Genomic DNA, 24503 nt, shown 5'->3' with positions numbered 1-24503 from the left:
TAGTGTTCAATGTTCAAAGTTACGGCTGTATGGGGTAATAGTGTTTTGTGCTTAACAAAATTTAAGAAAATGCTTACTCAAAATTGTCGTAAATACGTTCAAATTCTTTGCGGTTTTCCCAATGCTGGCGCATGGTTTCTTTATAAACAGCAGCAATCCGGTCTTTAAAGTCTCCTGCTATGCCGTTTGCCGTTGCGTAATCTGCTACCTGTTTATAGGAATTGAGCATGCTTTTGTAAAACGTGCCATAACGCATTTCGCGCCTGGCAGAGTATTTTTGGGCGGTTTCAATATTAAACAGCATAACATCGGCCACTACAAAGGGGTCTACCCCCAGCGTAAGGAAATGTTTAATGTATTTTTGGGCTGTACTCCTCCGCAATTTGGGGCGTTTGCCGCGTGGCGGAAAGTATTCGGCACTTATTTTTACCTTAGCCTCATCAGCCAGCTTGTCTTCTTTAGGGTTAAAAACAAAGTTGTAATATGCCTTTACATCAGTAAATTTTTCATACAAAGACAGTAATTGCTCTTCAAGTTCTTCTTTAGGAAGGGATGCAAGGTATTTTTTAAGGTCGCGTTTGCTCATAGATGCCCCAAAATTAAGGGTTAAATTATGCTTCTCAATAAATTATTAAAAAGATATGGAAAAATTATATAAAATACTATTTTTGCCCTTTCTTAACAAACCCAAAATTTAAGACTGTGGAAAACCCTACTGCACAAAAGCTGATCAATAAAATACAGGTGGACCTGTTTAAAAATGGTTTTGACGCCGAAAAACTTGTAGCCGACCTTAAGAAGCTGCGCGAATATTCTCTTGAAGAGAACATCCCGGTGCTTACAAAGGCACTACGCCTTACGTATGAGCACATTGAGGCTAACGGCGCGTTTCTTATCCCTATTCCGGATGATGAGCCACTTGACGACGAAGAAGTAGAAAGCAGTGCCGAGAGCACAGACGAAAATAACCTGGAAAGCCTGGAGTACCTTATTTCGCTTTTCAGCGACCTGAGCCACAAAAACAACATTGCCGACCTTAGGGAATACAATAAGGCGTTGCAGGAGTTTTAAAAAGAAGCTGCTAAGCTGCTGAGTTTCTTAGCTACTGAGCTTTTACCCATTAAGGGGAAAGTGAAGTTAAGAAATCACAGTTACCACATAAAAAAACAGGCTGTCAATTGACAGCCTGTTTTTTTATGTAACTAAGAAGCTAAGCGGCTAAGTAGCTCAGCCGCCTCTTCTCTTTAATCATTCATAGATATTAAAAACTCTTCGTTGTTGCGGGTCTTTTTAAAGCGGTCGTTTATAAAGTCCATTGCTTCAACCGGGTTCATATCGGCCAGGTACTTACGCATAATCCACATGCGCTGTATGGTTTTTTCGTCCTGTAGCAGGTCGTCACGGCGTGTGCTTGACGATGTAAGGTCGATAGCCGGGAAAATACGCCTGTTGGCAATTTTACGGTCAAGCTGCAGCTCCATGTTACCGGTACCTTTAAATTCTTCAAAGATAACCTCGTCCATTTTAGAGCCAGTGTCTACAAGTGCTGTAGCTATAATACTTAGCGATCCACCGCCTTCTATGTTACGTGCCGCACCAAAGAAACGCTTAGGTTTTTGCAGGGCATTAGCATCTACACCACCGCTCAATACCTTGCCCGAAGCCGGCTGTACCGTGTTGTAAGCCCTTGCAAGTCGGGTAATAGAGTCAAGCAGTATAACTACATCGTGGCCACATTCTACAAGGCGTTTTGCCTTTTCAAGTACAATGTTCGCTACTTTAACGTGGCGCTCGGCAGGCTCGTCAAACGTAGAGGCAATAACCTCCCCACGCACGCTGCGTTGCATATCGGTAACCTCTTCAGGGCGCTCGTCTATAAGCAGTACTATAAGGTATACTTCCGGGTGGTTAGCCGCAATAGAATTGGCTATATCCTTAAGAAGCATGGTTTTACCTGTTTTAGGCTGTGCTACAATCATACCGCGTTGGCCTTTACCAATTGGCGAAAACAGGTCTATAATACGGGTAGAAATTGGGGCATGCTTATCGGCCAGGTTAAATTTTTCGTTAGGGAAAAGCGGCGTTAAGTGTTCAAACGAAACCCTGTCGCGCACCACCTGTGGGTCGTGGCCATTAATTTTTAACACTTTTACAAGCGGGAAATATTTTTCGCCTTCTTTAGGCGGGCGTACCACACCTTTTACCGTATCGCCGGTTTTAAGACCAAACAGGCGTATTTGCGATGTAGAAAGGTAAATATCATCTGGTGATGCAAGGTAATTGTAATCAGATGAACGAAGGAAACCATAGCCATCGGGCATCATTTCGAGCACACCTTCGCTTTCTATAATACCGTCAAACTCATAATCAGGTTCACGGTAATTGATTTCTTTAGGTGCTTTTGGCTCCCTTTGTACCTTAACCTCTACCTGCTCTTTAGGCTCACGCTGTTCTTTTGGTTCGCGGGGTTCTTTAGGTTCCCTTACCGCTTTAGGCTCATCTACCTGTTCTCCGGGTTTTGCTACATTAGCCTTCGGCAGCTCAGTAGGTATAGGCTCTCCGTTAGCGGCAGCCGCTGCCTGTAATTCGGCAAGGCGTTTTTTGTAGCTTGGGTGGTTGGGGTTGTTAGCGTTAGCGCGTTCTATTTGTGCACGGCGCTCTTCATCTGTCAGCGGCTGCCTTTGCTTGTTTTGTTGCTGGGGCTGTGGCTGCTGTTCTTTTTTATCTTTAAACTCCTTACGGGGCTTATCGGTTTTTGGTGTTTCGGCAGTTTCAGCTGTAGCGGGGGCGGCCACAGGGGTTTCGGGTGCTACAGGCTGTTCAGCAATATCTGCTTTCTTTGCCCTTACCGGTTTTTCGGCAGGAGCTTCAGTAACAGGCTCGGCTGTAGCGGTTTGTGGTACTGCATCAGCAGCGGGCTTACTAATACGTGCGCGTTTGGCCTTAGGGGCAGCGGCTTCGGCATCAGTTGCAGGATCTTCAAAAAGGGGTTGTATCTTAGCAGGGTTAGCAGCCTGGTGATCCAGGATCTGGTAAATAAGCTCATCTTTTTTGAGCCCCCTGAACTTGCTGATATTGGCCTTTTTGGCAATGTCCTGAAGCTCAGTAAGCTTCATTTCCTTTAGTTCAGAAATATCAAACATGTACTTGTTTATGGGTTATAATAAAACTCGTCTATTTTTTAGAGTAGGTCGTTAAAATTTTTATTCTTTATGATTTGGGGGTGAGAGAGCACATTGCCTTTGGTAGGGGTTAGGCATTGTGGTTTTGTCTCGCAATATTACAAATTTATTTTTACTGCGCAATAGTATTTTTTTAAAAAGAAAATTTAATTTTGTGCAGCAATTAAACAGCAAATGATTCAGCGTATACAGAGTATTTACTTAGCTTTGGCCTTTATATGTAACGGCGTGCTCCCTTTTTTATTGCCCTTGTTTTGGGTAAACGGTGAGCCTGAGTTTGTTATAGAAAACATAGGCTATGTTGTACTTAATGCTTTTAGTGCATCGCTTAGTATAATAAGCCTGTTTAGCTTTAAGAAAAGAAAAAACCAGTTTGTTTTTGGCAGGCTGAATATAATATTGAACTTTATTTTATTAGGATTATTTATAGCACGGTTGCTAAATGTATCCGGAGGGGAAAACACCCCTGTGAAGGGTATTGGGGTATTCCTCCCTATTGTTTCTATCGTTTTACTAAGCCTTGCAAACAGGGCTGTCAAAAAGGATGAAAACCTCGTAAAATCAGCCGACCGCCTAAGATAAACCTCTTAACTTAGTTTATTAGTGCGTTAAAAAATCCGGGCCGCCAGCCCGGATTTTTTTATTTAAGGCACTGAGAGACTTAACACTGAAACCGGGATTTTTATATCATTCTTCCTCCCGGGCTAAAGCCAGGGGCAAATTATCCTGCCCCTGAATGCTGAATCAAACCTCAAAACGAATAACATTTTCAGGCACATCATCAGGATACAGGCCATTAACAATATGCGCACCAAGGTTAAACCAGTCTTTACAATGATTTAGTACCCAGGCATCTGAACTGGCCACTACACCCTCTTGTTTTGTAAGATATTTATCAGGTGCATTGTCAAGCAGTACTTCCCACACAAAACCATTATCAAGCGCTGTTTTTTGACACAGAGCCCTTAGGCGGCCGCTGTTGCTTACAGGCGCATCAAACACCCATACGGCTTTTTGCACACCTAAATCACGCAATGTATTGCCCGCCAGCAGCAAAACCTCTTCGGTTTGGTTTACTTTTTTATATGTACCGTGTACCGATGAAACATCTCGGTAGCAGCCATCTAACCCTCCAAATATATATCCGCCCGAAAGCAAGGTTTCCAGCAATATAAGCAGGTTAAAACCATCTATAAACAGTATTTTATTGCGCATAGCCTCAGGTTTTAGCTCCCGCCCTGCCCTTTCTTCAATTTCCTGGGCCGAGCATGCCATGCCCTGCAATGCCAATAGCTGCCTTGCACGCAGGCGGTGCCGGTTACCTACTAATGCCAGCGTAGCCTTTACAGGATAGCCCCGGCTTAGCAGGTAATACATATCCTGCAAGGCTTCACGTATTTTAGACCTCTGTTTTTCCGACGAAAACAGCGCATCATCTTCAGAGCTTTTACCACGGTTGCGGCCTTTTTGTTCAGCAATATCACTCATAAACAGCAATTTTTGGAGTATTATCTTACATAAACTTACAACAAAACCCTGATTTACAAATCAGGGTTTTGAAGAAATTTGCATTTGATAAACACAAATTAGCCATTAGGAAACAAATAAAGATTTGAAAACCTAATTATACCGTTATCACAAAAGCCCTAAGCTCAGCCATTTTACCGTTACTAAATTTCCACACATCGCAGTAAGCGTAATCAACCGGTTTGCCGGCTTCGTCTTTCATGCTTATTCTTCCGGTTGCAACAACAAAGTCGCCTTCAGCCACTAAAGTCTCGACCTCAAATACCGGCAGCTCAATATAGGCTTTTGCAATATACTGCCGTACAGCTTCTTTACCACACAGCGTTTGGTCGCCTACAAACTCCCAAACAGTATCACCGGTACAGTAAGCCAAAAAACCTTCGTTATCGCCTGCCGAAACAGCTTTATTTGCTTTTAAAAGCACTTCTTTATTATTCATAGCTATATTTTATAACTATCCAATATAACGCTTTTAAAACTAAGATGGTGTTAATGATTCACTTTCCAAAACACAGGAGTTTCCTCTAAGTTTTTTACTTCTCCTTTATAATGCAACGTCCATAAAGGCTCATCAGGAAAATTATTAAGGGTTAACCAGCATTCATCTGCCGGATATTTATCGGTACAATACTTTCCTTTCTGCCCATTGACAGGACTCCAGGAAAGTGGACGGAGTATTATAAGGGTTGTTTTCACTACATACGTTTTTTAATCAGGCAAAATTCATATATGCTTTGCACGCATTTGTAATGTAAAATTAGGGAGTTATTAGTTTTCGGCAAATCATAAAAACAAAAAAGCCCCGGCGTTAACCGAAGCTTTAAAGTGATCACATCAGGATTCGAACCTGAGACCGCCTGCTTAGAAGGCAGGTGCTCTATCCAGCTGAGCTATGTGACCTCATTATTTTTAGTATCCCTTTTAAACAAAAAATCCCGCCGTTACAGCGGGATGTGTGGGAAATTTTGGTCGGGGTGGCAGGATTCGAACCTGCGACCTCCTGGTCCCAAACCAGGCGCGATGACCGGGCTACGCTACACCCCGAAAAGAAGCGGAGAGACAGGGATTCGAACCCTGGCAACGATTGCTCGTTGACAGATTAGCAATCTGCTCCGTTACCACTCCGGCACCTCTCCTGCTTTTCAACACTAAGGTTTGACCCTTTTTGCGGTTGCAAATGTAGCGTATTTATTCACTTATTTGCAACTATTTTTGTTCTTTTTTTTAATTTTTTGATAATGTAAATGTAAAATTACTATTACACAGCACTATAGCAAAAATTAATCTTTTATACATTTCAGCATATTTATAAAATATGTGTCCGGTTTATAGGTTGTGCCGTTGTTTTCGCTTATAAATTCGCGCTTCATGGGGTAGTCTACTGTTTCGGTAGCATACTTAACCCTGATAAAAGAAATGCTTGATTTTTCAAGTTCCTCTAAAGAACCTACCGTAAACAGGAACGAGCCCGAGAGTACACGTATGTTGTTTTGCTCGGCGCCGTCATACACCAGGCCGCTGCACTGGTCTTCGGTAATGCTTACCAGCGTAATAATTTTGCCGTTTGTAAGCTGTATATAAATGCGCGATGTTTTATCTAAACAGTAAATGGGAGGAAAATCTTTGCTTTTGGCAAGATACTGAAACGTTAGTATGGGCGTACCTTCAGAATTTGTAAGCGAAAAGAACATAAACTGCGATGAGTTGCCAAAAATGCGCTCATACATCATATATTCCTTTGTACTCTTAACCTCTACCCCATCATCGGTAGTAAGTATGTTATATTCGCAGCCGTCCTGGCTGTGCATTACACCTGCAGCCATAAGCAACAGCAGGCTGAATATCTTTTTCATATAATAAGTTTAAAACCTGCCAAATATAGATAAAGCGCTGTAAAACATAATGTATTACAACGTTTTTTTATTTGTATGAAAAACAGTAGTTTTGGTAATACACAAAAACTACTTATGAAAATATATCCTCTTGCCGGTTTAGCATTGGCTACAACTGTTGTATTTAGCCTTGGCTGTAAAGACAAAACCTACACAAAGGCCGAAGCCGTAACCATGCCTGCCAAAACCCCGCAGGAAAACTATGCCAACTATTGCAGCGGCTGCCATGGCGAAAAGATGGATATGTTTGTAGACCGCCAGTGGAAACACGGCAACACCCAGGCCGACCTTGAGAAAAGCATTCGTGATGGATGGGCAAACGAAGGGATGCCGGCATTTGATAAAACCTTTACCCCTACCGAAATTAAAGAGCTTGCAACCTATATACTTGACGGTGTAAAAAACACCCAGACGTACAACCTTGATGATGTGCCCGTTACCGGCATTTTTGAAAGCGAAAAACTAACCGTGAAGCTCGATACCATTGCTACCGGGTTTGATGTGCCGTGGGGTATTGCCTTTTTGCCCGATGGCAGCCTGCTGGCAACCGAGCGCAGCGGCAAGCTGTTTGCCATTAAAGACAAAAAGAAACAGGAAATAAGCGGTGTGCCCGAAGTGCTTGCCGAAAACCAGGGCGGCCTGCTTGATGTTGCCGTACACCCTGATTTTAAGAAGAACAAGTGGGTATACATTAGCTATTCCAAACCTAAGAAAGAAGGTAACCGCACATTGGCTACTACAGCTATTACACGCGGCGAACTTAAAGGCAACGCCCTTGTAAACCAAAAAATTATTTTTGAGGCCAACCCTTACCAGCCTACCCGCCACCATTATGGCAACCGCATGGTTTTTGGCAAAGACGGTTTTATTTACCTCTCTGTTGGTGAGCGCGGCAACGAAAAGCAAAACCCGCAAAGCCTGGGCAACAACCAGCTGGGTAAAATCCACCGGATTAAAGATGACGGTTCAATACCGGCAGATAACCCGTTTAAGGATGATAACGGCAAACCTACATCATTATACACCTACGGCAACCGCAACCCACAGGGGCTTGCCTTTAACCCGTGGACGGGCGATTTATGGGAAAATGAACACGGCCCACGTGGCGGTGATGAGATAAACATCATTAAAAAAGGCATTAACTACGGGTGGCCCGTTACCAGCTATGGCATTAATTATGACGGCCAGCCTATAACTGATAAAACCTCTGCGCCGGGCATACAGGAGCCCATTCATTACTGGATACCTTCTATAGCGCCATCGGGCATGGCGTTTGTTACAAGCGATGTATACAAGCCGTGGAAAGGCGCCGTACTGGTGGGTGCCATGCGCTTTAAATACCTTACCATTTGCTACCTTGACGGCAATAAAGTGGTAAGCGAAGAAAAATTACTTAAGAATATAGGCCGCGTGCGCGACGTTCGCCAGGGGCCTGACGGTTATATATATGTTGCGGTTGAAGCGCCCGCAGGCGGCATTTACAGGCTTGTGCCGGTTAAGTAATTATACTTTTCGGCACAACAGCACCACCTTTTCATTAGTAAGGTTGGTGGTAAAAAATGCATAGGTATCGCCGCCGTCTTTTATCTTCCATTTCTTTAAAAGCTCCTGCGGCGTTAGCGGAAAATTGCGCGTGCTTACATTCATGCGTTTGCCTTCTATATGCTGTTTTATTTCCTGCTTTTGGTACGGGATTACTGCCTCAATTTCAAACCGGCGCCCGGCAAAAGCAATACTTTCATCAGATGTGTATAAATGCGTGTTGGTGTGTAGCTTACCTATCCCGTAATGTTTGCTTACTTCGTTAAAAGCACCTGCTTTCATTATGGCGGCATTGGGCTCATACAGGTATTTTTTAGGCAGGCTAAAAGTGGGTATCGCCTCATTGCCCATGGGGTTTTCAAACACTTCTATACCGGTTTTGGTAAGGTTAACCGCCACCGTTAACGGGTATCCCTCAAAGCCTTTTTGCAGTATCCACAGCAGCTCTTTAACCTCATTATTAAGCGCCACCACGTGTATGGCCTTAACCGAATGAAGCTCTTTTAACCCTGCCGAAATATCAAGCAACGGGGCTGTTTTTACCATTATGTTATCGGTATACTCAAAGTATGTTGAAAGCAAATCGGGTACGTTGGGCAGGCAGTCCTTCAGCATAAAAACCTTGCCTTTGGCATCGTTACGGCGCGAGGGATCAATGTACATCCAGTTCCATTTGCGGTCTGTAAGCGTTAGTACATCAAGGCTGTCGCCCGGCAGGCACTCTATGTTATCAGCCCCTAAAACCTCAAAGTTGTGTTTGGCTATAGCCGAAAGCCCCACATTCATTTCGCAATGGGTAACGTGTCTTACGGCCTTAGAAAAGTAATAATCGTCTATACCAAAACCACCTGTCATATCAATAAGCGCATCGCCCGAAACCAGCCCCGACTTGTAGCGCGCGGCAGTTTCGGAAGAAGTTTGCTCTACCGATATTTTTGAAGGGTAAATAATACTGTTTTTACCAAACCACGTTGGCAGCTTGGTTTCGGCTTTTTGGCGTGCCGCTACCTGGTTTACAACCTCTACCCACTCTACCCCGCTAAACGGATTTTTTTGCAATGCAAGTTTAGACACGTCATCATGCGTGTGCTGTTTTATAAATTCCTGGATTTCGGGTTGTAAAAGTTGGGTAAGCACGTATTATAAATCTTTTGTCAATATCCTTACAACAGGGTTGCGCGGCCAGAATTCTTTAGCTACCACTTTCATAGACGTGTAGAATGGTACGGCTACAATCATGCCCAGTATACCAAATACAAAACCACTGGCAAGTATTACGATAAATATTTCGAGCGGGTGCGAATTGGTGCTGCTCGAAAATATAAGCGGCGTGCTGATGTTGTTGTCTATAAACTGCGCCACACAGTAACCTATAAACACATACAGGGTAGTAGAGAACATATCGGCCTGTGTTTCGGGGCCCAGGTGGCCAAGCATGGTTAACACAATGGTTAATACTGATGCTATTATTGGCCCCACATAAGGAATAATATTAAGGAAAGCGCTGATAAAGGCTATAATAAAGGCGTTTTCCACACCAAATATCAGTAACACAATAAGGTAGCATACAAAAAGTACCGCCATTTGTATAATAAGCCCTATAAAGTAGCGGCTTAGCATGTAGTTTATTTTACGGAAAGAGTTGAGTATCTTCTCTTCGTGGGCATCGGGCAATATTTTCTTGGCACTAAGTGTAAACAACTGCCTGTCTTTCAGGAAAAAAAATGAAATAAACACCACTGAAGCCACGCCTATACCAAAACCGCTTAGCACCCCTAAAAGGCTGTTTATAAAATTAGGTATAAAACTGAAGTTTAATTTTTTTGTAAGGTCAGATTCAGATATAAGCTTTTGTGTATCAATACCAAAACTGTTATCAACCTGTTTTATAAGGTCCATGACATCTTTTTCAAGCTGGCCCATATCAAGCAGCGAAAGGTTTTCGCTTTGCGATATAATAAGCGGCACAAACAACATTATAAAGCCTGCCAATAACGATATAAAAAAGATGAGCGTTACAAGTACCGCCAATGTGTGCGGAAACTTAAGCTTTGTTTTTAAAAAGAATACCACCGGACTGGCAATCATGCTTACAATAAGCGCTACAAACAGGTACGTTATTACAGCCGATATGCTGTATAAAAAATATAGCCCAAGGCATATAGCAACCAGTATGCCTATGGCACGCAAAAGGCCGTTTGAAATAATTTTGGCAGTAACCATTTGTCTTTGTGTTTTTAGTTACCCGAATGTATGAAAAAAATTACTAAATGATTTTCATTTAATATAAGATTAAGATATACCGATAGTAACTACAATGCCTGCAAACACGGCTATATAGTGCCGTTGTACATGGCTTTTACAATACCGTCTGACAATCCTATCTTGGGTACAAAAATATTACGGGCGCCGCTCCAGCGCATGGCGTTTAAATATATGCGCGCCGCATGGATAATAACATCGGCACGATCGGGATTAAGGCCCAGGTCGGCAATGCGCTGCTCGTAGCTCATGCTGTTAAGCGCCTGGTACTGGCTGTGTACATAAAAGTAAGACAAGGGCTTGTCCTGCTTTTTGCCCGAAAGCTTAAACAGCTTATTTATGTTTCCGCCCGACCCTATAAGGTTTACGGTTTCATAAGGCTCTGTAACGGCTTTTATCCATTTTTCTATTTCTACCCATACCACATCATTAACCATATTGTTAAGCAGGCGCACGGTACCATTTTTAAATGATTTTGAGGCCACTATCTGCCCTTTGGCAAATAACGAAAACTCTGTACTGCCGCCGCCCACATCTACAAAAAGATAGGTGGTATCAGGCTTTATAAATTCGTGCAGGTCGGTTGCAGCAATAATAGCCGCTTCTTTCTTGCCGTCTATAATATCTATTTTAATATCTGCCTCACGCTGAATGGTTTCTACAATATCAGCCGCGTTATACGCCTCGCGCATGGCCGATGTGGCACACGCCATATAGCGCTCTACCCCATGCACCTTCATAAGCAGCTTGTAGGCTTTCATGGCATCTACCATGCGGGCAATGTTTTCCTCGGTAATTTCGCCCACGGTAAAGGCATCCTGCCCCAAACGGATGGGCACGCGCACAAGCGAACTTTTATTAAACTGGGGTTCACGCCCTTCCTGCTCTACAATGTTGCTTATCAGCAGCCTTACGGCATTTGAGCCGATGTCTATGGCAGCGTATTTTTTTATGTTAATCATTCGTTTCTGTAAGGTCCTGAGGTTCTAAGGTACTGAGTTGCTGAGTTTCTTCTTCATCTCCCGGGTTTACAACCTCATACACCACCTCTAATTTGTTCCTGTAATAATTGTATGTTTCAAACTGCGCACGGAATGGCTTTGCCTTGGGGCGCTTACGGTATTTGTTTTCAAGGTTTTCGCTGTGCAAACGGGCTTTTACGTTGCCTTTCCAGCCTATTTCAAACGTGTCTATAAGCTCCTGCTTAATTTCCTCGTCATATATAGGGCAGGTTACCTCTACCCTGCTGTCAAGGTTACGGGTCATAAAATCTGCCGATGATATATATACCACAGGCTCGCCATCATTTGCAAATATATAAATACGCGGGTGTTCCAGGTAATTATCTACAATACTTATGGCCTCTATATTATCGCTCATTCCCGGTACGCCCGGTATAAGGCAGCACATACCCCTGATAACAAGCTGAATTTTAACGCCCTCGCGGCTGGCTTCATACAGCTTATCTATCATCCTGTAATCGGTAAGGCTGTTCATTTTAAGCTTTATGTAAGCCTCTTTACCGGCAATGGCATTCAGTATTTCCTTATCTATAAGCTTGTAAAACTTATTACGGGTGTAGTGCGGCGAAACCACAAGGTGCTTGTAGCGGTGCACTTTGTAGTTAACATCAAAAAAGTCGAATATCTTGCTGACTTCCTTCATTATTTGCTGATGGCCGGTAAAGAGCGTAACATCGGTATATACCTTTGCCGTACTCTCATTAAAGTTACCGGTAGAAATAAAGCCGTAGCGCTTAATCTTGTTGCCCTCCAGCCTTTCTATAAGGCATATTTTACTGTGCACCTTAAGGCCTTTAACCCCAAAGATAAGGTTAATGCCCTCGGTTTGCATTTGCTCTGCATAGGTAATGTTACTGGCCTCGTCAAAACGCGCCTGAAGCTCAATCTGCACCGTGACTTTTTTACCATTTTTAGCGGCATTTATAAGTGAGCTGATAATCTGCGAGTTCTTGGCCAGCCTGTAGAGCGTGATTTTTATGCTCTGCACCTTTGGGTCGAGTGCGGCTTCACGCAAAAACTTAATTACATAAGAATAGCTTTGGTAAGGCGCATACAGCAGGTAGTCTTTCTTTTTAACCTTTTGCAGAATATTTCCGTCAAGCGAAAGCCCCGGCACCGGCAGTGGCGCGTTGGCTGCATAATGCAGGTCGCTGCGGCCCAGAGTGGGGAAATCCATATAATCGCGGCGATTGTGGTAGCGCCCACCGGGTATAATACTGTCTGACTTGTCTATTTGCAGGTTCGTTAGGAAGTACTCCAGCGTATCATCTTCAATAGCCTGGTCATACACAAAACGCACGGGCTCGCCTATGCGGCGGTCTTTCACGCCGGTAGAAATCTTTTCCATAAGGCTCTTGCTCTGGTCAGAATCCAGGTCGAGCTGTGCATCGCGCGTAATTTTTATCATGTGCGCCGAAATGCTCTCGTATTTAAAGATGTTGAAAATGCTGTGCAGGTTAAACCTGATAACATCATCAAGCATTATAATACACTTATGGTCGCCGTCTGACGGAAGGATAACAAAGCGGTTTATGGTGCGCGGCATTTCTATAACGGCATAGCGCACACGCTGGTCTGACATTGCACCGTCTTCATCGGGCGTTTTGGTTTTCATAACCATTTTAACGGCAAGATAGCCTGCGGTATCCCTAAGCAGCGGAAACTCCTCGAGGTCGTTAAGTATAATGGTAACCAGCTCATTGCTTACCTTCTGGATAAAGAAGTCTTTTACAAAAACGGCCTGCTCACGGTTAAGCTGGGTTTCGTTTACCATAAAGATATTTTCCTTTTCCAGCTCTTTTTCTATAACACTAAGTATGCGAAGGCTCTCGCTTTGCTGCTCAATTACAATATCGGTAATTTCGCTAAGCAGCTCGGCGGCGCTTTCGCTCATGGGCAGTTCTTCGCTGGTAATGCCCTCCAGGCTAAGCCTGCGGATGGCAGCATAGCGCACGCGGAAAAACTCGTCGAAGTTGTTTGAAAATATCCCTAAAAACCTAAGCCTGTCTAAAAGCGGAACGGTATCATCGGCAGCTTCCTGCAGCACCCTTGCGTTAAAGGCAAGCCAGCTTTTCTCCCTGTCAATGTACCGGTTGTCCGGTGAGTGGTGGATCATATTTTTTTAAGTCACTTGGAAATAGTACTGTTTCTGTTCTGCCTTTGCGGATATCTTTCCAGTTATCCTGGTCAAAATGCAGCGATACCACACCCGATGTGGGCACGTTATCGATATCGCGATTGCCAAAGGTATTAACAAAATTAGTAATCGCGTCGTTATGACCAAAAAGAATTAAGTTATCAAATTGGTCATCGCAGCTTTTTATAATCTTTTCCAGCTTTTTTTCGTCAAAAGTATAGAGGTCGTCTTTAAACACAATAGTCTCTACCGGTATAGAAAGGTTTTCGGCAAAAATATAGGCCGTATTTTTAGCCCTTTGTGCGGTGCTGCTCCATACTATATATTGTTGCGGCAGGCTGCCCTCTACATTATCGGCAACCAGGTGTGCATCGTTTATACCTCTTTTGCTAAGCGGCCTGTCTTTATCAATCAGCGGTGCATCCCAGCTTGACTTAGCATGGCGTATCAGGATCAGGTTTTTCATACGCTTTAAATTTAAGTTGGTTAAAATCCAAATATTCAGTTAATTAAATATCCAAAAAAATCTAACACTATTCACTTAAAACCTGTTAATAAGTTCTTAAATTTTTAATTAAGACGGAATTATTATGTATTTACTTCAGAAAATCAGGGCGCAAGGCGTTCTGTTTTCCAACCCAGATCTTGCTGCTGGGTGTAGCGTATGCGGTCGTGCAGGCGGTTGGGCCTGCCCTGCCAGAATTCTACTTCTACCGGACGTACCAAATAGCCCCCCCAGTTATCAGGGCGAGGCACTTCTTTACCTTCATATTCGGCTTCAAGCGCTTTAAGGGCATCTTCAAGAAAATCGCGAGAGGGTATTACTTCGCTTTGCGGCGAAACCTTTGCCCCAAGCTGGCTGCCGTGAGGGCGGCTTTCAAAATACCCGTCAGAATTATTAGCTGATGTTTTTTCTGCCACACCTTTTATGATTACCTGGCGCTCCATTTCCTGCCAGAAGAACGACAGGCATACATTAGGGTTGGCCGCAATGGCCCTGCCCTTTTCGCTGTCGTAATTTGTATAAAACGTAAAACCTTCAAACGTAAACTGCTTGAGCAGCACCACCCTGTTTTTAGGGAAACCGTCAAGGCCAAAGGTGCTTACCGTCATGGCGTTTACCTCTCCGGCTGAGCCGCTTTCCTCAAACTCTATAAACCAGTTTTTAAACAGCGTTATAGGGTCTTCCGGCAGGTGCTCTTCGGTTAAAATGCTTTTATCGTATACTTTGCGGTAGTTGCTTAGGTCGGTCATTTTATAGATTTCAGATTGTAGATTGTAGATTTCAGATTTCAGATTGAACTTCACTCAAAGCTATTTCAGATTGTAGATTGAGCTACACCCAAAGCTGATTTTCAGATTCCAAAAAATCTGAAATCTGAAATCTACAATCTGAAATTAATATTCAAATACCTTCCCGTCATCGGCCACATCTACGTTTTCAAAAATAGTGGCGGCTTCTTCACGAAAAAGGTCTATACTTTCATAACGGGTGCTAAAGTGCCCCAATATCAGGTTGCCGGCATTGGCCTTAAGGGCTATGCGGGCGGCCTGTTTTGCGGTACAGTGCATGGTGGTTTCGCAGTAGCGTTCCTCGCTTTCCAAAAATGTACTTTCATGGTACAGCACCGTAACATCTTTTATAATGGGTACAATATCTTCCTTATAGGCCGTGTCGCTGCAAAAAGCATAGCTCTTGCACGGCGGCGGGTCAAACGTCAGTTCAGCATTGGGTATCACGCGCCCGTCTTCAAGGGTTATGTCGCCACCATACTTAATCTTGCGGTAGTATGCCTGGTCTATTTCATACGCTTCCACCGCTTCTATATTCAGGGTACGCTCAGCAGGTTTTTCTTCAAACAGGTAGCCGTTTGTGTATACCCTGTGGCGCAGCGGAATGGTGCTTACACGTACTTTTTCGTCTTCATATACCACCTCGCTTTCGGCAGATTCCAGCTCATGGAAATACAGGTTGTATGTAGTCCACGAATTAGAAACCTTAAGTAGCAGGAGTATAACTTCTTTAATGCCTTTGGGCCCGTATACGTGCAAATCGTTTTTGCGGCCCAGCAATGCAAAAGTAGATATAAGGCCTATAAGCCCGTAAAAATGGTCGCCGTGCAGGTGCGAAATGAATATGTGCTCTATGCGCCCAAACTTTATTTTTTGCTTGCGCAGCTGTACCTGTGTGCCTTCCCCACAGTCTATTAAAAACATACGGCCTTTAATTTCGAGTACCTGAGAGGTTGGGTTTGTAAATGTGCGCGGTGTGGCTGCATAACAGCCCAGTATATTTATGGTCATTACAGTTAAATTGATAATAACCCGTTTTAGCGGGTAATAACAAAGTTACTTTATAAAATTGAGAACAAAAAGCCGTTTTATTTTTATAATTTAGCGCGCTATGATAAAGGCAGTGGTTATAGGCAGCGGCAATGTGGCTGCCCATTTAATAAAAGCGCTTGGCAGCTCACCGCAGGTACAACTGGTACAGGCAGTTGCGCGCAGGCCTGAGCAGCTTGAGGGTGTACTGCCCCCTGAAAAAATTACACATAACTTTAACGAAATTACCGAAGCCGACGTGTACCTGATATCAGTAACCGATGGCGCTATTGCCCAGGTTTCTGCACAGTTACCGTTTACCGGAAGGCTTGTGGTGCATACATCGGGCAGTACAGATATGGAGGCGCTTGATGCCAAAAACAGGCGCGGCGTGTTTTACCCACTGCAAACCTTCAGTAAAGCCAAAGATGTTGATTTTAAAGCCATTCCCCTTTGCCTGGAGGCCGAAAACGAGGCTGACTTTGACACACTAAGAACCCTGGCCGAAGCCTTGAGCAATAGTGTGTACAGTATTAGCCAGGCACAAAGGCAGGCGCTGCACGTGGCGGCGGTGTTTGTAAGCAACTTTGCCAACCATATGTATGCACAGGGCGCTAAGGTGTGTGAGGAGCACGGCATTCCCTTCGCTATCCTGCAACCGTTGATTCAGGAAACAGCAGCCAAAGTGGCTACCCTGCACCCGCTACAGGCGCAAACAGGCCCGGCCATACGCCACGACGAGAAGACCATACAACGCCATTTGGATTTTATTATAAACAAACACCAAAAGGCCATATATACGTTATTAACCCAATCTATACAAGATGAGCAAAAGCTATAAAGAGCTTATGAACGATATTACCACATTTATTTTTGATGTGGACGGCGTGCTTACAGACGGCACCATACACGTGGCGCCAAACGGCGAAATGCTGCGCAATATGAACATTCGCGATGGGTATGCCATGAAAGCCGCGGTTGAAAACGGCTACACGGTATGCATTATTTCGGGCGGTAGCAACGAGGGTGTGCGCATTCGCCTGCGCAACCTGGGTATTACTGATATTCACCTGGGGGTGCCAAATAAGGTGGAAACGTTTAATGAGTTTATTGATATTTACAACATTAAGCCTGAACAAGTGCTGTATATGGGCGACGATATTCCGGATTATTATGTAATGCAGCTTGTAGGGCTACCTACCTGCCCACAGGATGCCGCACCCGAAATTAAGGAAATCAGCAGGTACATATCGCACAAAACGGGCGGTACCGGCTGTGTGCGCGATGTTATTGAGCAGGTAATGAAGGTTCAGGGTAAATGGATGGAGCATTTTAATGCAAAATACGACTGAGAAAATTCCAAAAAACAAATTTTAAATTCCAAACATCTTTCAATATTTAAATTTTTCAATCTTTAAATAAACAAATGAAGATCAAGCTTTTTAACATTCCTGCCCTTGCAATCCTTGCAGTTGCCATGTTTTCTTTCCGATACGGGTTTTTAACGCAGCAGGAAGGCTTTAGCCCTTTTCTTAACGACTGGCAGTATGCGCTGCTGGTGCTGTCTTGCGTGCTGATTGCCGCGGGTGGCTTTTTAATGAACAACACGTATGGCGTGGGCCGCGAAGATAAGTCAGGCCTAAGCGAGGCAACCGTTTATAACATTTATATAGCCCTAAACGTGGTGGGTGTGGGCATAGGTTACTACCTGGCCAACCTTGGCGAAAAGCCCATGTACCTGGGTATTTTTGTAGTGGGTGCGGCAACGCTTTATCTGTATGCTACCAGTCTTAAACAAAGCCTGCTGATTAGCAATATTTTACTGGCATTGATTATGACCCTGCCCCTTGTGGCTATTGGCGTTTTTAATATGTATTTCGGGCTTACCAACATTAATTATTCTATGGCAAAACCCATGTTTGAGGTACTGCTGGACTATATAATTTTTTCCTTTATTATAAACCTGATACTTACCTTTATAAACGACCTTACCAACAGCGATGCCGACTATAACGCCGGGCTTAATACGCTGCCCATTACCCTGGGCAGGGCGCGTACGGTTAAAATACTGCTGGGCCTTTGTATATTACCGGTACTGGCCGTGGTGGTTTATGGCAAGGTATACCTTATAAACCTGCCGTTTGCACTGGCTTTTGTACTGTTGTTTTTAGGCGGGCCGCTGGTATTCTGCATCATAAAATTGTGGAACGGCGCTACACAAAAAGAATTCCGCCAGATGGAGAGCGCACTAAAGCTGGTGCTGCTGTTTACGGCGTTATCTATTGCAGTTATTTCATTCAACATAAAATTAAAAGCAGATGCTGAAACAAAAACTGAAGGACTTCAAACTGATACTGGCATCGGGTTCGCCCCGCAGGCAGCAGTTTTTAAAGGAGCTTAACGTAGACTTTGAAATCCGCCTTAAAGATGTGGAGGAAATTTATCCTGACCACCTTCAGGGCGCTGAAATTACCGACTACCTGGCCAAACTAAAGGCCGCAGCGCTGGAAGACACCCTGGCCGAAAATGAGATTGCCATAACCAGCGACACCATTGTGTGGCACCAAAATAAAGCCCTGGGCAAGCCAAAGGATTACAATGATGCCTTTGCCATGCTACAGTCTTTACAGGGAAAAACGCATGAGGTTATAACATCGGTTTGTATAAAAACAGCGGCTAAGGCCGATGTGTTTAACGAAACCACCCGCGTTACCTTTAACCCTCTGACAGACAAAGAAATACGCTACTACCTTGACAACTACCAACCGTTTGACAAGGCCGGTTCTTATGGCATACAGGAGTGGATAGGCCTGGTGGCCATTGCCCGTATAGACGGCTCTTATGCCAATGTTGTGGGCATGCCGGTAGACAAGGTTTACCAATATTTAAGTAAATTTGCGTAAAACCCAATGAAATGCTCGACGATTTTGAACATAAAAATGAGATAGTAAGCACCATTATAACCATACTGATTTTTATTGCACTCAACTTTATAATTACCAAGCTTACAAAACGATACGCAAAGGCATCACACCTAAGCGAACACCGCACCAACCTTATAGGCAAGTATATAGACTATGCCATGTTTTTACTGTTTGTGGTTGCCCTTGTAGGCGTTTGGGGCATTAAAGAAGACGGCCTTTTTGGTTTTATAGGCGGTACACTTGCCGTTATAGGCGTTGCGTTTTTTGCACAATGGAGCATTTTGAGCAACATAACCTCGGGGGTGATTATGTTTTTTACCTTCCCGTTCCGCATAGGCGATGTAATTCGCGTGCACGACAAAGATTTCCCCATAGAAGCACAGATTGAAGACATAAAATCCTTCCATACCATACTGCGCACCCGTGAGGGCGAAATTATTACCTACCCCAACAGCCTCCTGCTGCAAAAAGGCGTGAGCATTGTGCCCATAAAGCAGGAAGACAAAGAATTTTACGACTAAAGATTTACTACATGCACAAAAGCCTGCTATATGCCCTGCTGCTTATTTTTGGCGTAAGCCATGCCCAGCAGCCCGAAAAGCCTACTTCGGCAGAAATATACCACAAGATTGAGAAACTCAACTTTTTAGGGTCGGCACTGTACCTTGCCGCACACCCTGATGATGAGAATACCCGCCTGATATCCTACCTTGCCAATACCAGCCTTGCCCGCACCGGCTATTTGTCGCTTACCCGTGGCGACGGCGGACAGAACCTTATTGGCACCGAGCTGCGCGAACTGTTGGGCGTAATCCGCACGCAAGAACTTATAGAAGCCCGCAAGATAGACGGGGGCGAACAGTTTTTTAGCCGCGCCAATGACTTCGGGTTCAGCAAAATGCCCAATGAAACCCTGCAAATATGGGACAAAGAGCAGGTATTACAGGACATGGTTTGGGTGATACGTAACTTTCAGCCCGATGTTATCATTACAAGGTTTGACCACCGTTCGCCGGGCACCACCCACGGCCACCACACATCATCGGCCATGCTGGCACAGGAAGCCTTTGAACTGGCACAGGATAAAAACTATGAACCCAACCAACTGAAATATACCACAGCATGGGCGCCGCAACGCCTGTTTTTTAACGTGTCGTGGTGGTTTTTTGGCGGTAAGGAAAACTTTGAGAAAGCCGATAAGTCAAAGTACGTAAACATCTCCACCGGCAGCTACTACCCGCTGCTGGGCAAATCGAACCAGGAAATTGCCGCCCTTAGCCGCAGCAGGCACAAAAGCCAGGGCTTTGGTTCTACCGGCGAACGCGGCGAAGACATGGAATACCTGGAACTTATAAAAGGCCCTGATTTTAAGGACCGTAAAAACCTGAACCTGTTTGAAGGCATAGACACCTCATGGAACCGCGTTAAAGGCGGCAAGGCCATAGGCGATGCCGTGGCAGCCATCATGAAAAATTATGACTTTAAGAACCCATCAGCCTCAGTGCCTGCGCTTATAGCGGTTTACAACCAGGTTATGGCGCTTGAAGACGGTTACTGGAAATGGCAGAAAACGGAAGAACTTAAAGAAATTATTGCCGATTGCAGCGGCCTGTACCTTGAGGCTGTGGCCGATGTGCAGAGCATTACACCCGGCAGCACGCTCAAGGTAAAATGGGAAGCCATAAACCGCAGCGGCATAAACATTACGCTTTCGAACATCTCGACCCAAAAAATGGGCATCTCCCTTAAAAATAACCAGGGCCAAAGCGGCGAATATGACGTTAAAGTGCCCGATAACTTTGCCTACACCTCGCCCTACTGGCTTATGGAACCCGGCACGGCAGGTATGTATGCTGTAAACGACCTTAAAAAAATTGGCATCCCAGATATTATAAGGAACCTGAACCTGCTGTTTACCGTAGATATTAACGGCACTACCTTTGGATTTCCTAAACAAATTGTGTATAAATACAACGACCCTGTTGATGGCGAGGTGTACCAGCCGCTGGACATAATTCCGGCTGTTACCACACGCATTGCCAACAAGGTACAGCTGTTTACCGATGATGACAGCCAAACCGTGAGCATAAAAATCAAGGCCGGGAAAGATAACTGCAAAGGTAGCCTGCGCTTTGAACTGCCTGCCGGATGGGAGGTTACCCCAGCCAGTATTCCGTTTGACCTGAAAACCAAGGGCAGCGAGGTTACGGTTGAGTTTGAGGTTACCGCGCCCGATGCACCCAGCGAAGTTACCGGCCGCAGTATTGCCACTATGGATGGCAGGGAATATGACCTGGAACAAACCATTATAAACTACCCTCACATAAACATACAGCAGGTACTGTTGCCCAGCACGGCCAAGTTTACCCGTGCCAATGTGCGCATTAAGGGCAAAGACATAGCTTACCTGATGGGCGCAGGAGACAACGTACCGGCAAGCCTTGAGCAAATGGGCTATAACGTTACCCTTATTGGCATAGGCGACCTATCTGCTGAAAAGTTGAAAAAATTTGACGCTGTAGTGGTGGGCATACGCGCCTACAACGTGCTCGATGGCCTTGCCTACAAGCAGCAAACCCTGCTTGATTATGTACACCAGGGCGGCACTATGGTGGTGCAGTACAACACTACCGGCGCACTGACCACAAAGAACGTTGGCCCCTACCCATTCCGCATATCGAGGGACAGGGTTACTGAGGAAGATGCCCAGGTAACGTTTATAGATCCCAAACACCCCGTGCTAAATTACCCTAACAAGCTTACCGAAGCCGATTTTAAAGGCTGGGTACAGGAACAGGGCCTATACTACCCTGACGAATGGGCACCGGAATACACCCCAATAATTTCAAGCCACGATAAGGGCGAACCTGACAAAAAAAGCGCCATACTGGTTGCAAAGTACGGTAAGGGCTATTATGTATACACCGGCCTGAGCTTTTTCCGTGAACTGCCCGAGGGCGTTAGCGGCGCCTACAGGCTTATGGCTAATTTGATAGCGATTGGCCAATAGGATTGTTGGATTTTTAGATGGTTCGATTATTAGATAGCTTCACTCGAATCCTATAATAGCCTTGTTATTCAGGTTTATAAGTATTGATTAAGTCGAGCAATTGAACCATCTAAAAATCCAATAATCTATCCAAAGAGATCCATTTGCGGGTTAAGGCTGTGGTAACCGGGCTTTAAATTGCCTGTGCGCAGCAGGTTTACCGCGTTATGTGCCAGTCGCGTAGGTTCAGGTATGCGGTGTTTGCCTATACAATTGTTCATAATTTCAAGGCTTTGCGGTACGCTTACCGTATTACCGGGTGAAATATATACCGGCTTTACCCCCTGCTTTGTGCGCAGCGCATAGCCCAACAACTCACCCCCGTTAGTTATCGGGCTGCTGCTAAACTTTTCTTCCCCAAGCTCCGGGAACTTACCATACAGCATATTCTTTGCACAACCTATAGCAGCACAATTAGCCAACAGCCCGAAATGGCTGGCTATACCCATTCGCCGGGGATGTGTTATGCCCTGCCCGTCGAGCACCATAATATCCGGTTTTTGCGGTAACTGTTGCCAGGCCTCGAGCAATGCGGGTACTTCGCGAAAGCCTAAATACCCCGGCACATAAGGGAACTTAGTCTCACTAACCACTAAAGAATAGCTTAGCAGTGTCATTTGCGGATAGCTCAGCACCACAATGCCCGCATATACGGTGTCTTCATATTTATTATGCGAAATATCTGCCCCTCCTATTGTAACAACCTTACCCTGCAAACCGGCAAGCAAGATGTTGCCCTTCATCTCGTTTTGCATTCGCGTTGCTTGGTCAAGCGGCAGGTTGTTATAGTTTGGTATCATCTGCATTAAAATCTTCGGTACAAAGTTAAGAATATTTTCTAATAAATAAAAGGAAAATTTTATAATTTATTTTACGAGCTAAAATTTGGCTAAAAGACCAAAAAACACCACTTGTAATAATACGCTATTTTGATTTTGAATTTCGAAGTCCAAAAGTGAAAAATTAAGCACTTTTCGCAAGATAACCGTAGGTTATTTCTGAATATGAAAATTAGAAAAACAATTAAGATTTTTTAAACAGATATATCTAACTAAAATTTTATTTTTGTTGTTTAGTAACTGCCCATGCAACCGGAAGAAGCCGAAAGGAAAGAGCTGTACAACTACCAACAGCAGGACATCGACGCCATTTTTGAGAAGTTTGAGGGCAAGCCCAACAACTACCACCTGCTCTACCAGCTGCCAACCGGCGGCGGTAAAACCGTGATTTTTAGCGAAATAGCACGCCGTTTCATAGAGAAATACGGCCGAAAAGTGCTGGTACTCACCCACAGGATTGAGCTTAGCAAGCAAACATCGCAAATGCTTAACGGCTTTGGGGTGCGCAACACCATAATAGACAGCGCCGTTAAAGACCTGCCACAGGATAACGATTTTGACTGCTATGTGGCTATGGTTGAAACACTTAATAACCGCCTGAAAGACAAGAAGTTCCACATGGATTATGTGGGACTGGTTATTGTAGACGAGGCGCATTACAACTCCTTCCGTAAGCTTTTTACCTACTTTAAAGATTCGCTGTTTTTGGGCGTAACTGCCACACCCTTAAGCTCTAACATAGAATTACCTATGTATGAAACCTATGATGAGCTTATTACGGGCGAACCTATTAAAGCCCTGATTGACAAAGGCTTCCTTGCAAATGCAGCAATGTATGGCTATGATGTGGAGCTAACTTCTTTAAAATTAGGCATTAACGGCGATTATACGGTATCATCTTCAGATGAACTGTACTCCCGTACCATAATGCAGGATTTGTTATTACAGTCGTATGTGGCGCGTTCTTCTGGACGTAAAACACTGATTTTCAATAACGGTATCAATACATCGCTCTATGTTTATGAAACATTTAAAGCAGCTGGATTACCCATTAAGCACCTCGACAACAAGACGCCCGATGTAGAACGCAAGAAAATACTAAGCTGGTTCAGGAAGACCCCTGACGCCATACTTACCTCAGTATCAATACTTACCACCGGTTTTGATGAACCAACGGTTGAAACCATAATACTTAACCGCGCCACGAGGTCGCTAACGCTGTACTTCCAGATGATAGGCCGTGGTTCGCGCAAGCTGCCAAACAAGGACTATTTTACGGTTATTGACCTGGGTAACAACGCACAACGCTTTGGTTTATGGAGCGACCCGGTAGACTGGCACTACATTTTTAAGAACCCGGAACTGTTCCTGGAGAATATACGCTCCGACGCCGAAATCGAGAGTTACCATGTGTACACCATGACCGATGAGCTAAGGGCTAAATTTGCTAATACTCTGGATGTTACGTTTGATGTAGAGGCCGAATTCAGGCAGGCTACTGATGATAAAGAAAAGCCTAAAGTGGTGATTGAGAAGTCAATACGCCAGCATGCCTTTATGTGTATTGAAAACAGCGAAACGGTTAGCGAAGCCCGCAAACTGGCCCGCGAGCTGGATGGCGATATTGAATACAGGGTTAAACAGTATGCTAAGTTGCTGTCTAAGACAACTAAAAACTATCGTGAGTGGCTTGTGGAAGATTACAAAAACCGCCTAAGTGTGATGATAGGCCGTATTTTCCACAAGGTTAAGGATAACGATGATGAAGACGAAGATATAGAACTCAACAAGTTAAATTAAACAAA

General features: G+C 44.4%; 24 protein-coding genes and 3 tRNA genes. 10 read left to right on the top strand and 17 right to left on the bottom strand.

Annotated elements, in window-relative coordinates:
* Positions 1 to 73 precede the first annotated feature (73 nt).
* A complete protein-coding gene (locus AM279_RS02495) occupies positions 74 to 586 on the bottom strand; it encodes a DUF6155 family protein (RefSeq protein ID WP_054406087.1) in 513 nt (170 codons plus the stop codon).
* 116 nt (positions 587 to 702) lie between these two features.
* On the opposite strand from AM279_RS02495, the gene AM279_RS02490 reads away from it, so the two are divergent.
* Positions 703 to 1071: a hypothetical protein gene (locus AM279_RS02490; protein WP_054406086.1), complete on the top strand. Its 369-nt coding sequence runs from the start codon at positions 703 to 705 to the stop codon at positions 1069 to 1071.
* A gap of 173 nt (positions 1072 to 1244) precedes the next feature.
* Here the strand turns inward: AM279_RS02490 and rho are convergent, their stop codons facing one another.
* Positions 1245 to 3143, bottom strand: a complete 1899-nt coding sequence (rho, locus tag AM279_RS02485; protein WP_054406085.1) for a transcription termination factor Rho — start codon at positions 3141 to 3143, stop codon at positions 1245 to 1247.
* A gap of 213 nt (positions 3144 to 3356) precedes the next feature.
* On the opposite strand from rho, the gene AM279_RS02480 reads away from it, so the two are divergent.
* A complete protein-coding gene (locus AM279_RS02480) occupies positions 3357 to 3764 on the top strand; it encodes a DUF4293 domain-containing protein (protein ID WP_054406084.1) in 408 nt (135 codons plus the stop codon).
* 162 nt (positions 3765 to 3926) lie between these two features.
* Here the strand turns inward: AM279_RS02480 and AM279_RS02475 are convergent, their stop codons facing one another.
* The 7 genes from AM279_RS02475 to AM279_RS02450 form a co-directional block, all read right to left on the bottom strand.
* On the bottom strand, positions 3927 to 4670 hold the full coding sequence (locus tag AM279_RS02475; RefSeq protein WP_054406083.1) for a DUF434 domain-containing protein: 744 nt from the start codon (positions 4668 to 4670) through the stop codon (positions 3927 to 3929).
* A 136-nt stretch (positions 4671 to 4806) separates the two neighbouring features.
* Positions 4807 to 5148 (bottom strand): nuclear transport factor 2 family protein, encoded by a 342-nt coding sequence (locus AM279_RS02470; RefSeq protein WP_054406082.1) that lies wholly within the window; start codon positions 5146 to 5148, stop codon positions 4807 to 4809.
* Positions 5149 to 5198: 50 nt separating this feature from the next.
* Positions 5199 to 5405 (bottom strand): hypothetical protein, encoded by a 207-nt coding sequence (locus tag AM279_RS20425; protein WP_143090346.1) that lies wholly within the window; start codon positions 5403 to 5405, stop codon positions 5199 to 5201.
* 130 nt (positions 5406 to 5535) lie between these two features.
* Positions 5536 to 5609 (bottom strand) — tRNA-Arg (locus AM279_RS02465).
* A 66-nt stretch (positions 5610 to 5675) separates the two neighbouring features.
* A tRNA-Pro gene (locus tag AM279_RS02460) sits at positions 5676 to 5753 on the bottom strand.
* A gap of 8 nt (positions 5754 to 5761) precedes the next feature.
* Positions 5762 to 5845 (bottom strand) — tRNA-Ser (locus AM279_RS02455).
* Positions 5846 to 5989: 144 nt separating this feature from the next.
* Positions 5990 to 6562, bottom strand: a complete 573-nt coding sequence (locus AM279_RS02450; protein WP_054406081.1) for a hypothetical protein — start codon at positions 6560 to 6562, stop codon at positions 5990 to 5992.
* Between the two features lie 114 nt (positions 6563 to 6676).
* On the opposite strand from AM279_RS02450, the gene AM279_RS02445 reads away from it, so the two are divergent.
* Entirely contained in the window at positions 6677 to 8104 is a 1428-nt protein-coding gene (locus tag AM279_RS02445) for a PQQ-dependent sugar dehydrogenase (protein ID WP_054410074.1), read from the top strand.
* Here the strand turns inward: AM279_RS02445 and AM279_RS02440 are convergent, their stop codons facing one another.
* From AM279_RS02440 to AM279_RS02410, 7 genes are all read right to left on the bottom strand, one after another.
* On the bottom strand, positions 8105 to 9280 hold the full coding sequence (locus tag AM279_RS02440; RefSeq protein WP_054406080.1) for a class I SAM-dependent methyltransferase: 1176 nt from the start codon (positions 9278 to 9280) through the stop codon (positions 8105 to 8107). It abuts the gene before it with no gap.
* Positions 9281 to 9283: 3 nt separating this feature from the next.
* Positions 9284 to 10366 (bottom strand): AI-2E family transporter, encoded by a 1083-nt coding sequence (locus AM279_RS02435; RefSeq protein WP_054406079.1) that lies wholly within the window; start codon positions 10364 to 10366, stop codon positions 9284 to 9286.
* 110 nt (positions 10367 to 10476) lie between these two features.
* Entirely contained in the window at positions 10477 to 11367 is an 891-nt protein-coding gene (locus AM279_RS02430; RefSeq protein WP_054406078.1) for a Ppx/GppA phosphatase family protein, read from the bottom strand.
* Complete coding sequence (ppk1, locus tag AM279_RS02425) at positions 11360 to 13543, bottom strand: polyphosphate kinase 1 (RefSeq protein ID WP_082344166.1); 2184 nt, start codon at positions 13541 to 13543, stop codon at positions 11360 to 11362. The genes AM279_RS02430 and ppk1 overlap by 8 nt, the downstream gene beginning before the upstream one ends.
* Positions 13509 to 14030 (bottom strand): SixA phosphatase family protein, encoded by a 522-nt coding sequence (locus AM279_RS02420; protein ID WP_054406077.1) that lies wholly within the window; start codon positions 14028 to 14030, stop codon positions 13509 to 13511. The genes ppk1 and AM279_RS02420 overlap by 35 nt, the downstream gene beginning before the upstream one ends.
* Positions 14031 to 14173: 143 nt before the next feature.
* Positions 14174 to 14818, bottom strand: a complete 645-nt coding sequence (pdxH, locus tag AM279_RS02415; protein WP_054406076.1) for a pyridoxamine 5'-phosphate oxidase — start codon at positions 14816 to 14818, stop codon at positions 14174 to 14176.
* A 144-nt stretch (positions 14819 to 14962) separates the two neighbouring features.
* Positions 14963 to 15868 (bottom strand): ribonuclease Z, encoded by a 906-nt coding sequence (locus tag AM279_RS02410; RefSeq protein WP_054406075.1) that lies wholly within the window; start codon positions 15866 to 15868, stop codon positions 14963 to 14965.
* A 100-nt stretch (positions 15869 to 15968) separates the two neighbouring features.
* Between AM279_RS02410 and AM279_RS02405 the strand changes: the two genes are divergently transcribed.
* The 6 genes from AM279_RS02405 (at position 15969) to AM279_RS02380 (ending at position 21820) form a co-directional block, all read left to right on the top strand.
* On the top strand, positions 15969 to 16727 hold the full coding sequence (locus AM279_RS02405) for a Rossmann-like and DUF2520 domain-containing protein (protein ID WP_054406074.1): 759 nt from the start codon (positions 15969 to 15971) through the stop codon (positions 16725 to 16727).
* On the top strand, positions 16711 to 17238 hold the full coding sequence (locus tag AM279_RS02400; protein ID WP_054406073.1) for a KdsC family phosphatase: 528 nt from the start codon (positions 16711 to 16713) through the stop codon (positions 17236 to 17238). Before AM279_RS02405 ends, AM279_RS02400 begins: the two co-directional genes overlap by 17 nt.
* Positions 17239 to 17312: 74 nt before the next feature.
* Positions 17313 to 18287 carry a UbiA family prenyltransferase gene (locus tag AM279_RS02395; protein ID WP_054406072.1) on the top strand — a complete coding sequence of 325 codons (975 nt, stop codon included), beginning with the start codon at positions 17313 to 17315 and terminating at the stop codon, positions 18285 to 18287.
* Positions 18205 to 18789 (top strand): Maf-like protein, encoded by a 585-nt coding sequence (locus AM279_RS02390; RefSeq protein ID WP_054406071.1) that lies wholly within the window; start codon positions 18205 to 18207, stop codon positions 18787 to 18789. Before AM279_RS02395 ends, AM279_RS02390 begins: the two co-directional genes overlap by 83 nt.
* Before the next feature lie 11 nt (positions 18790 to 18800).
* Complete coding sequence (locus tag AM279_RS02385; RefSeq protein ID WP_054406070.1) at positions 18801 to 19331, top strand: mechanosensitive ion channel domain-containing protein; 531 nt, start codon at positions 18801 to 18803, stop codon at positions 19329 to 19331.
* Between the two features lie 11 nt (positions 19332 to 19342).
* Positions 19343 to 21820: a PIG-L family deacetylase gene (locus tag AM279_RS02380; RefSeq protein ID WP_054406069.1), complete on the top strand. Its 2478-nt coding sequence runs from the start codon at positions 19343 to 19345 to the stop codon at positions 21818 to 21820.
* A gap of 125 nt (positions 21821 to 21945) precedes the next feature.
* On the opposite strand, the gene nfi is transcribed toward AM279_RS02380, so the two are convergent.
* Positions 21946 to 22665, bottom strand: a complete 720-nt coding sequence (gene nfi, locus AM279_RS02375; protein ID WP_054406068.1) for a deoxyribonuclease V — start codon at positions 22663 to 22665, stop codon at positions 21946 to 21948.
* Between the two features lie 279 nt (positions 22666 to 22944).
* On the opposite strand from nfi, the gene AM279_RS02370 reads away from it, so the two are divergent.
* Positions 22945 to 24498 carry a DEAD/DEAH box helicase gene (locus AM279_RS02370; protein ID WP_054406067.1) on the top strand — a complete coding sequence of 518 codons (1554 nt, stop codon included), beginning with the start codon at positions 22945 to 22947 and terminating at the stop codon, positions 24496 to 24498.
* Positions 24499 to 24503 lie beyond the last annotated feature (5 nt).

It is taken from the genome of Flavobacterium akiainvivens (assembly GCF_001278115.1).
Lineage (GTDB): Bacteria > Bacteroidota > Bacteroidia > Flavobacteriales > Flavobacteriaceae > Flavobacterium > Flavobacterium akiainvivens.
Note: the sequence above shows the minus strand (reverse complement) of the source record. Positions and strands in the feature narration are given on the sequence as shown.

What these genes read in the sequence shown, in the direction of transcription:
- pdxH (WP_054406076.1), bottom strand. Translation starts at nt 14,818, where the DNA reads ATGACCGACCTAAGCAACTACCGCAAAGTATACGATAAAAGCATTTTA.
- AM279_RS02475 (WP_054406083.1), bottom strand. Translation starts at nt 4,670, where the DNA reads ATGAGTGATATTGCTGAACAAAAAGGCCGCAACCGTGGTAAAAGCTCT.
- AM279_RS02405 (WP_054406074.1), top strand. Translation starts at nt 15,969, where the DNA reads ATGATAAAGGCAGTGGTTATAGGCAGCGGCAATGTGGCTGCCCATTTA.
- AM279_RS02450 (WP_054406081.1), bottom strand. Translation starts at nt 6,562, where the DNA reads ATGAAAAAGATATTCAGCCTGCTGTTGCTTATGGCTGCAGGTGTAATG.
- AM279_RS02385 (WP_054406070.1), top strand. Translation starts at nt 18,801, where the DNA reads ATGCTCGACGATTTTGAACATAAAAATGAGATAGTAAGCACCATTATA.
- AM279_RS02420 (WP_054406077.1), bottom strand. Translation starts at nt 14,030, where the DNA reads ATGAAAAACCTGATCCTGATACGCCATGCTAAGTCAAGCTGGGATGCA.
- AM279_RS02445 (WP_054410074.1), top strand. Translation starts at nt 6,677, where the DNA reads ATGAAAATATATCCTCTTGCCGGTTTAGCATTGGCTACAACTGTTGTA.
- rho (WP_054406085.1), bottom strand. Translation starts at nt 3,143, where the DNA reads ATGTTTGATATTTCTGAACTAAAGGAAATGAAGCTTACTGAGCTTCAG.
- nfi (WP_054406068.1), bottom strand. Translation starts at nt 22,665, where the DNA reads ATGCAGATGATACCAAACTATAACAACCTGCCGCTTGACCAAGCAACG.
- AM279_RS02430 (WP_054406078.1), bottom strand. Translation starts at nt 11,367, where the DNA reads ATGATTAACATAAAAAAATACGCTGCCATAGACATCGGCTCAAATGCC.
- ppk1 (WP_082344166.1), bottom strand. Translation starts at nt 13,543, where the DNA reads ATGATCCACCACTCACCGGACAACCGGTACATTGACAGGGAGAAAAGC.
- AM279_RS02470 (WP_054406082.1), bottom strand. Translation starts at nt 5,148, where the DNA reads ATGAATAATAAAGAAGTGCTTTTAAAAGCAAATAAAGCTGTTTCGGCA.
- AM279_RS02435 (WP_054406079.1), bottom strand. Translation starts at nt 10,366, where the DNA reads ATGGTTACTGCCAAAATTATTTCAAACGGCCTTTTGCGTGCCATAGGC.
- AM279_RS02380 (WP_054406069.1), top strand. Translation starts at nt 19,343, where the DNA reads ATGCACAAAAGCCTGCTATATGCCCTGCTGCTTATTTTTGGCGTAAGC.
- AM279_RS02480 (WP_054406084.1), top strand. Translation starts at nt 3,357, where the DNA reads ATGATTCAGCGTATACAGAGTATTTACTTAGCTTTGGCCTTTATATGT.
- AM279_RS02370 (WP_054406067.1), top strand. Translation starts at nt 22,945, where the DNA reads ATGCAACCGGAAGAAGCCGAAAGGAAAGAGCTGTACAACTACCAACAG.
- AM279_RS02390 (WP_054406071.1), top strand. Translation starts at nt 18,205, where the DNA reads ATGCTGAAACAAAAACTGAAGGACTTCAAACTGATACTGGCATCGGGT.
- AM279_RS02400 (WP_054406073.1), top strand. Translation starts at nt 16,711, where the DNA reads ATGAGCAAAAGCTATAAAGAGCTTATGAACGATATTACCACATTTATT.
- AM279_RS02495 (WP_054406087.1), bottom strand. Translation starts at nt 586, where the DNA reads ATGAGCAAACGCGACCTTAAAAAATACCTTGCATCCCTTCCTAAAGAA.
- AM279_RS02395 (WP_054406072.1), top strand. Translation starts at nt 17,313, where the DNA reads ATGAAGATCAAGCTTTTTAACATTCCTGCCCTTGCAATCCTTGCAGTT.
- AM279_RS02410 (WP_054406075.1), bottom strand. Translation starts at nt 15,868, where the DNA reads ATGACCATAAATATACTGGGCTGTTATGCAGCCACACCGCGCACATTT.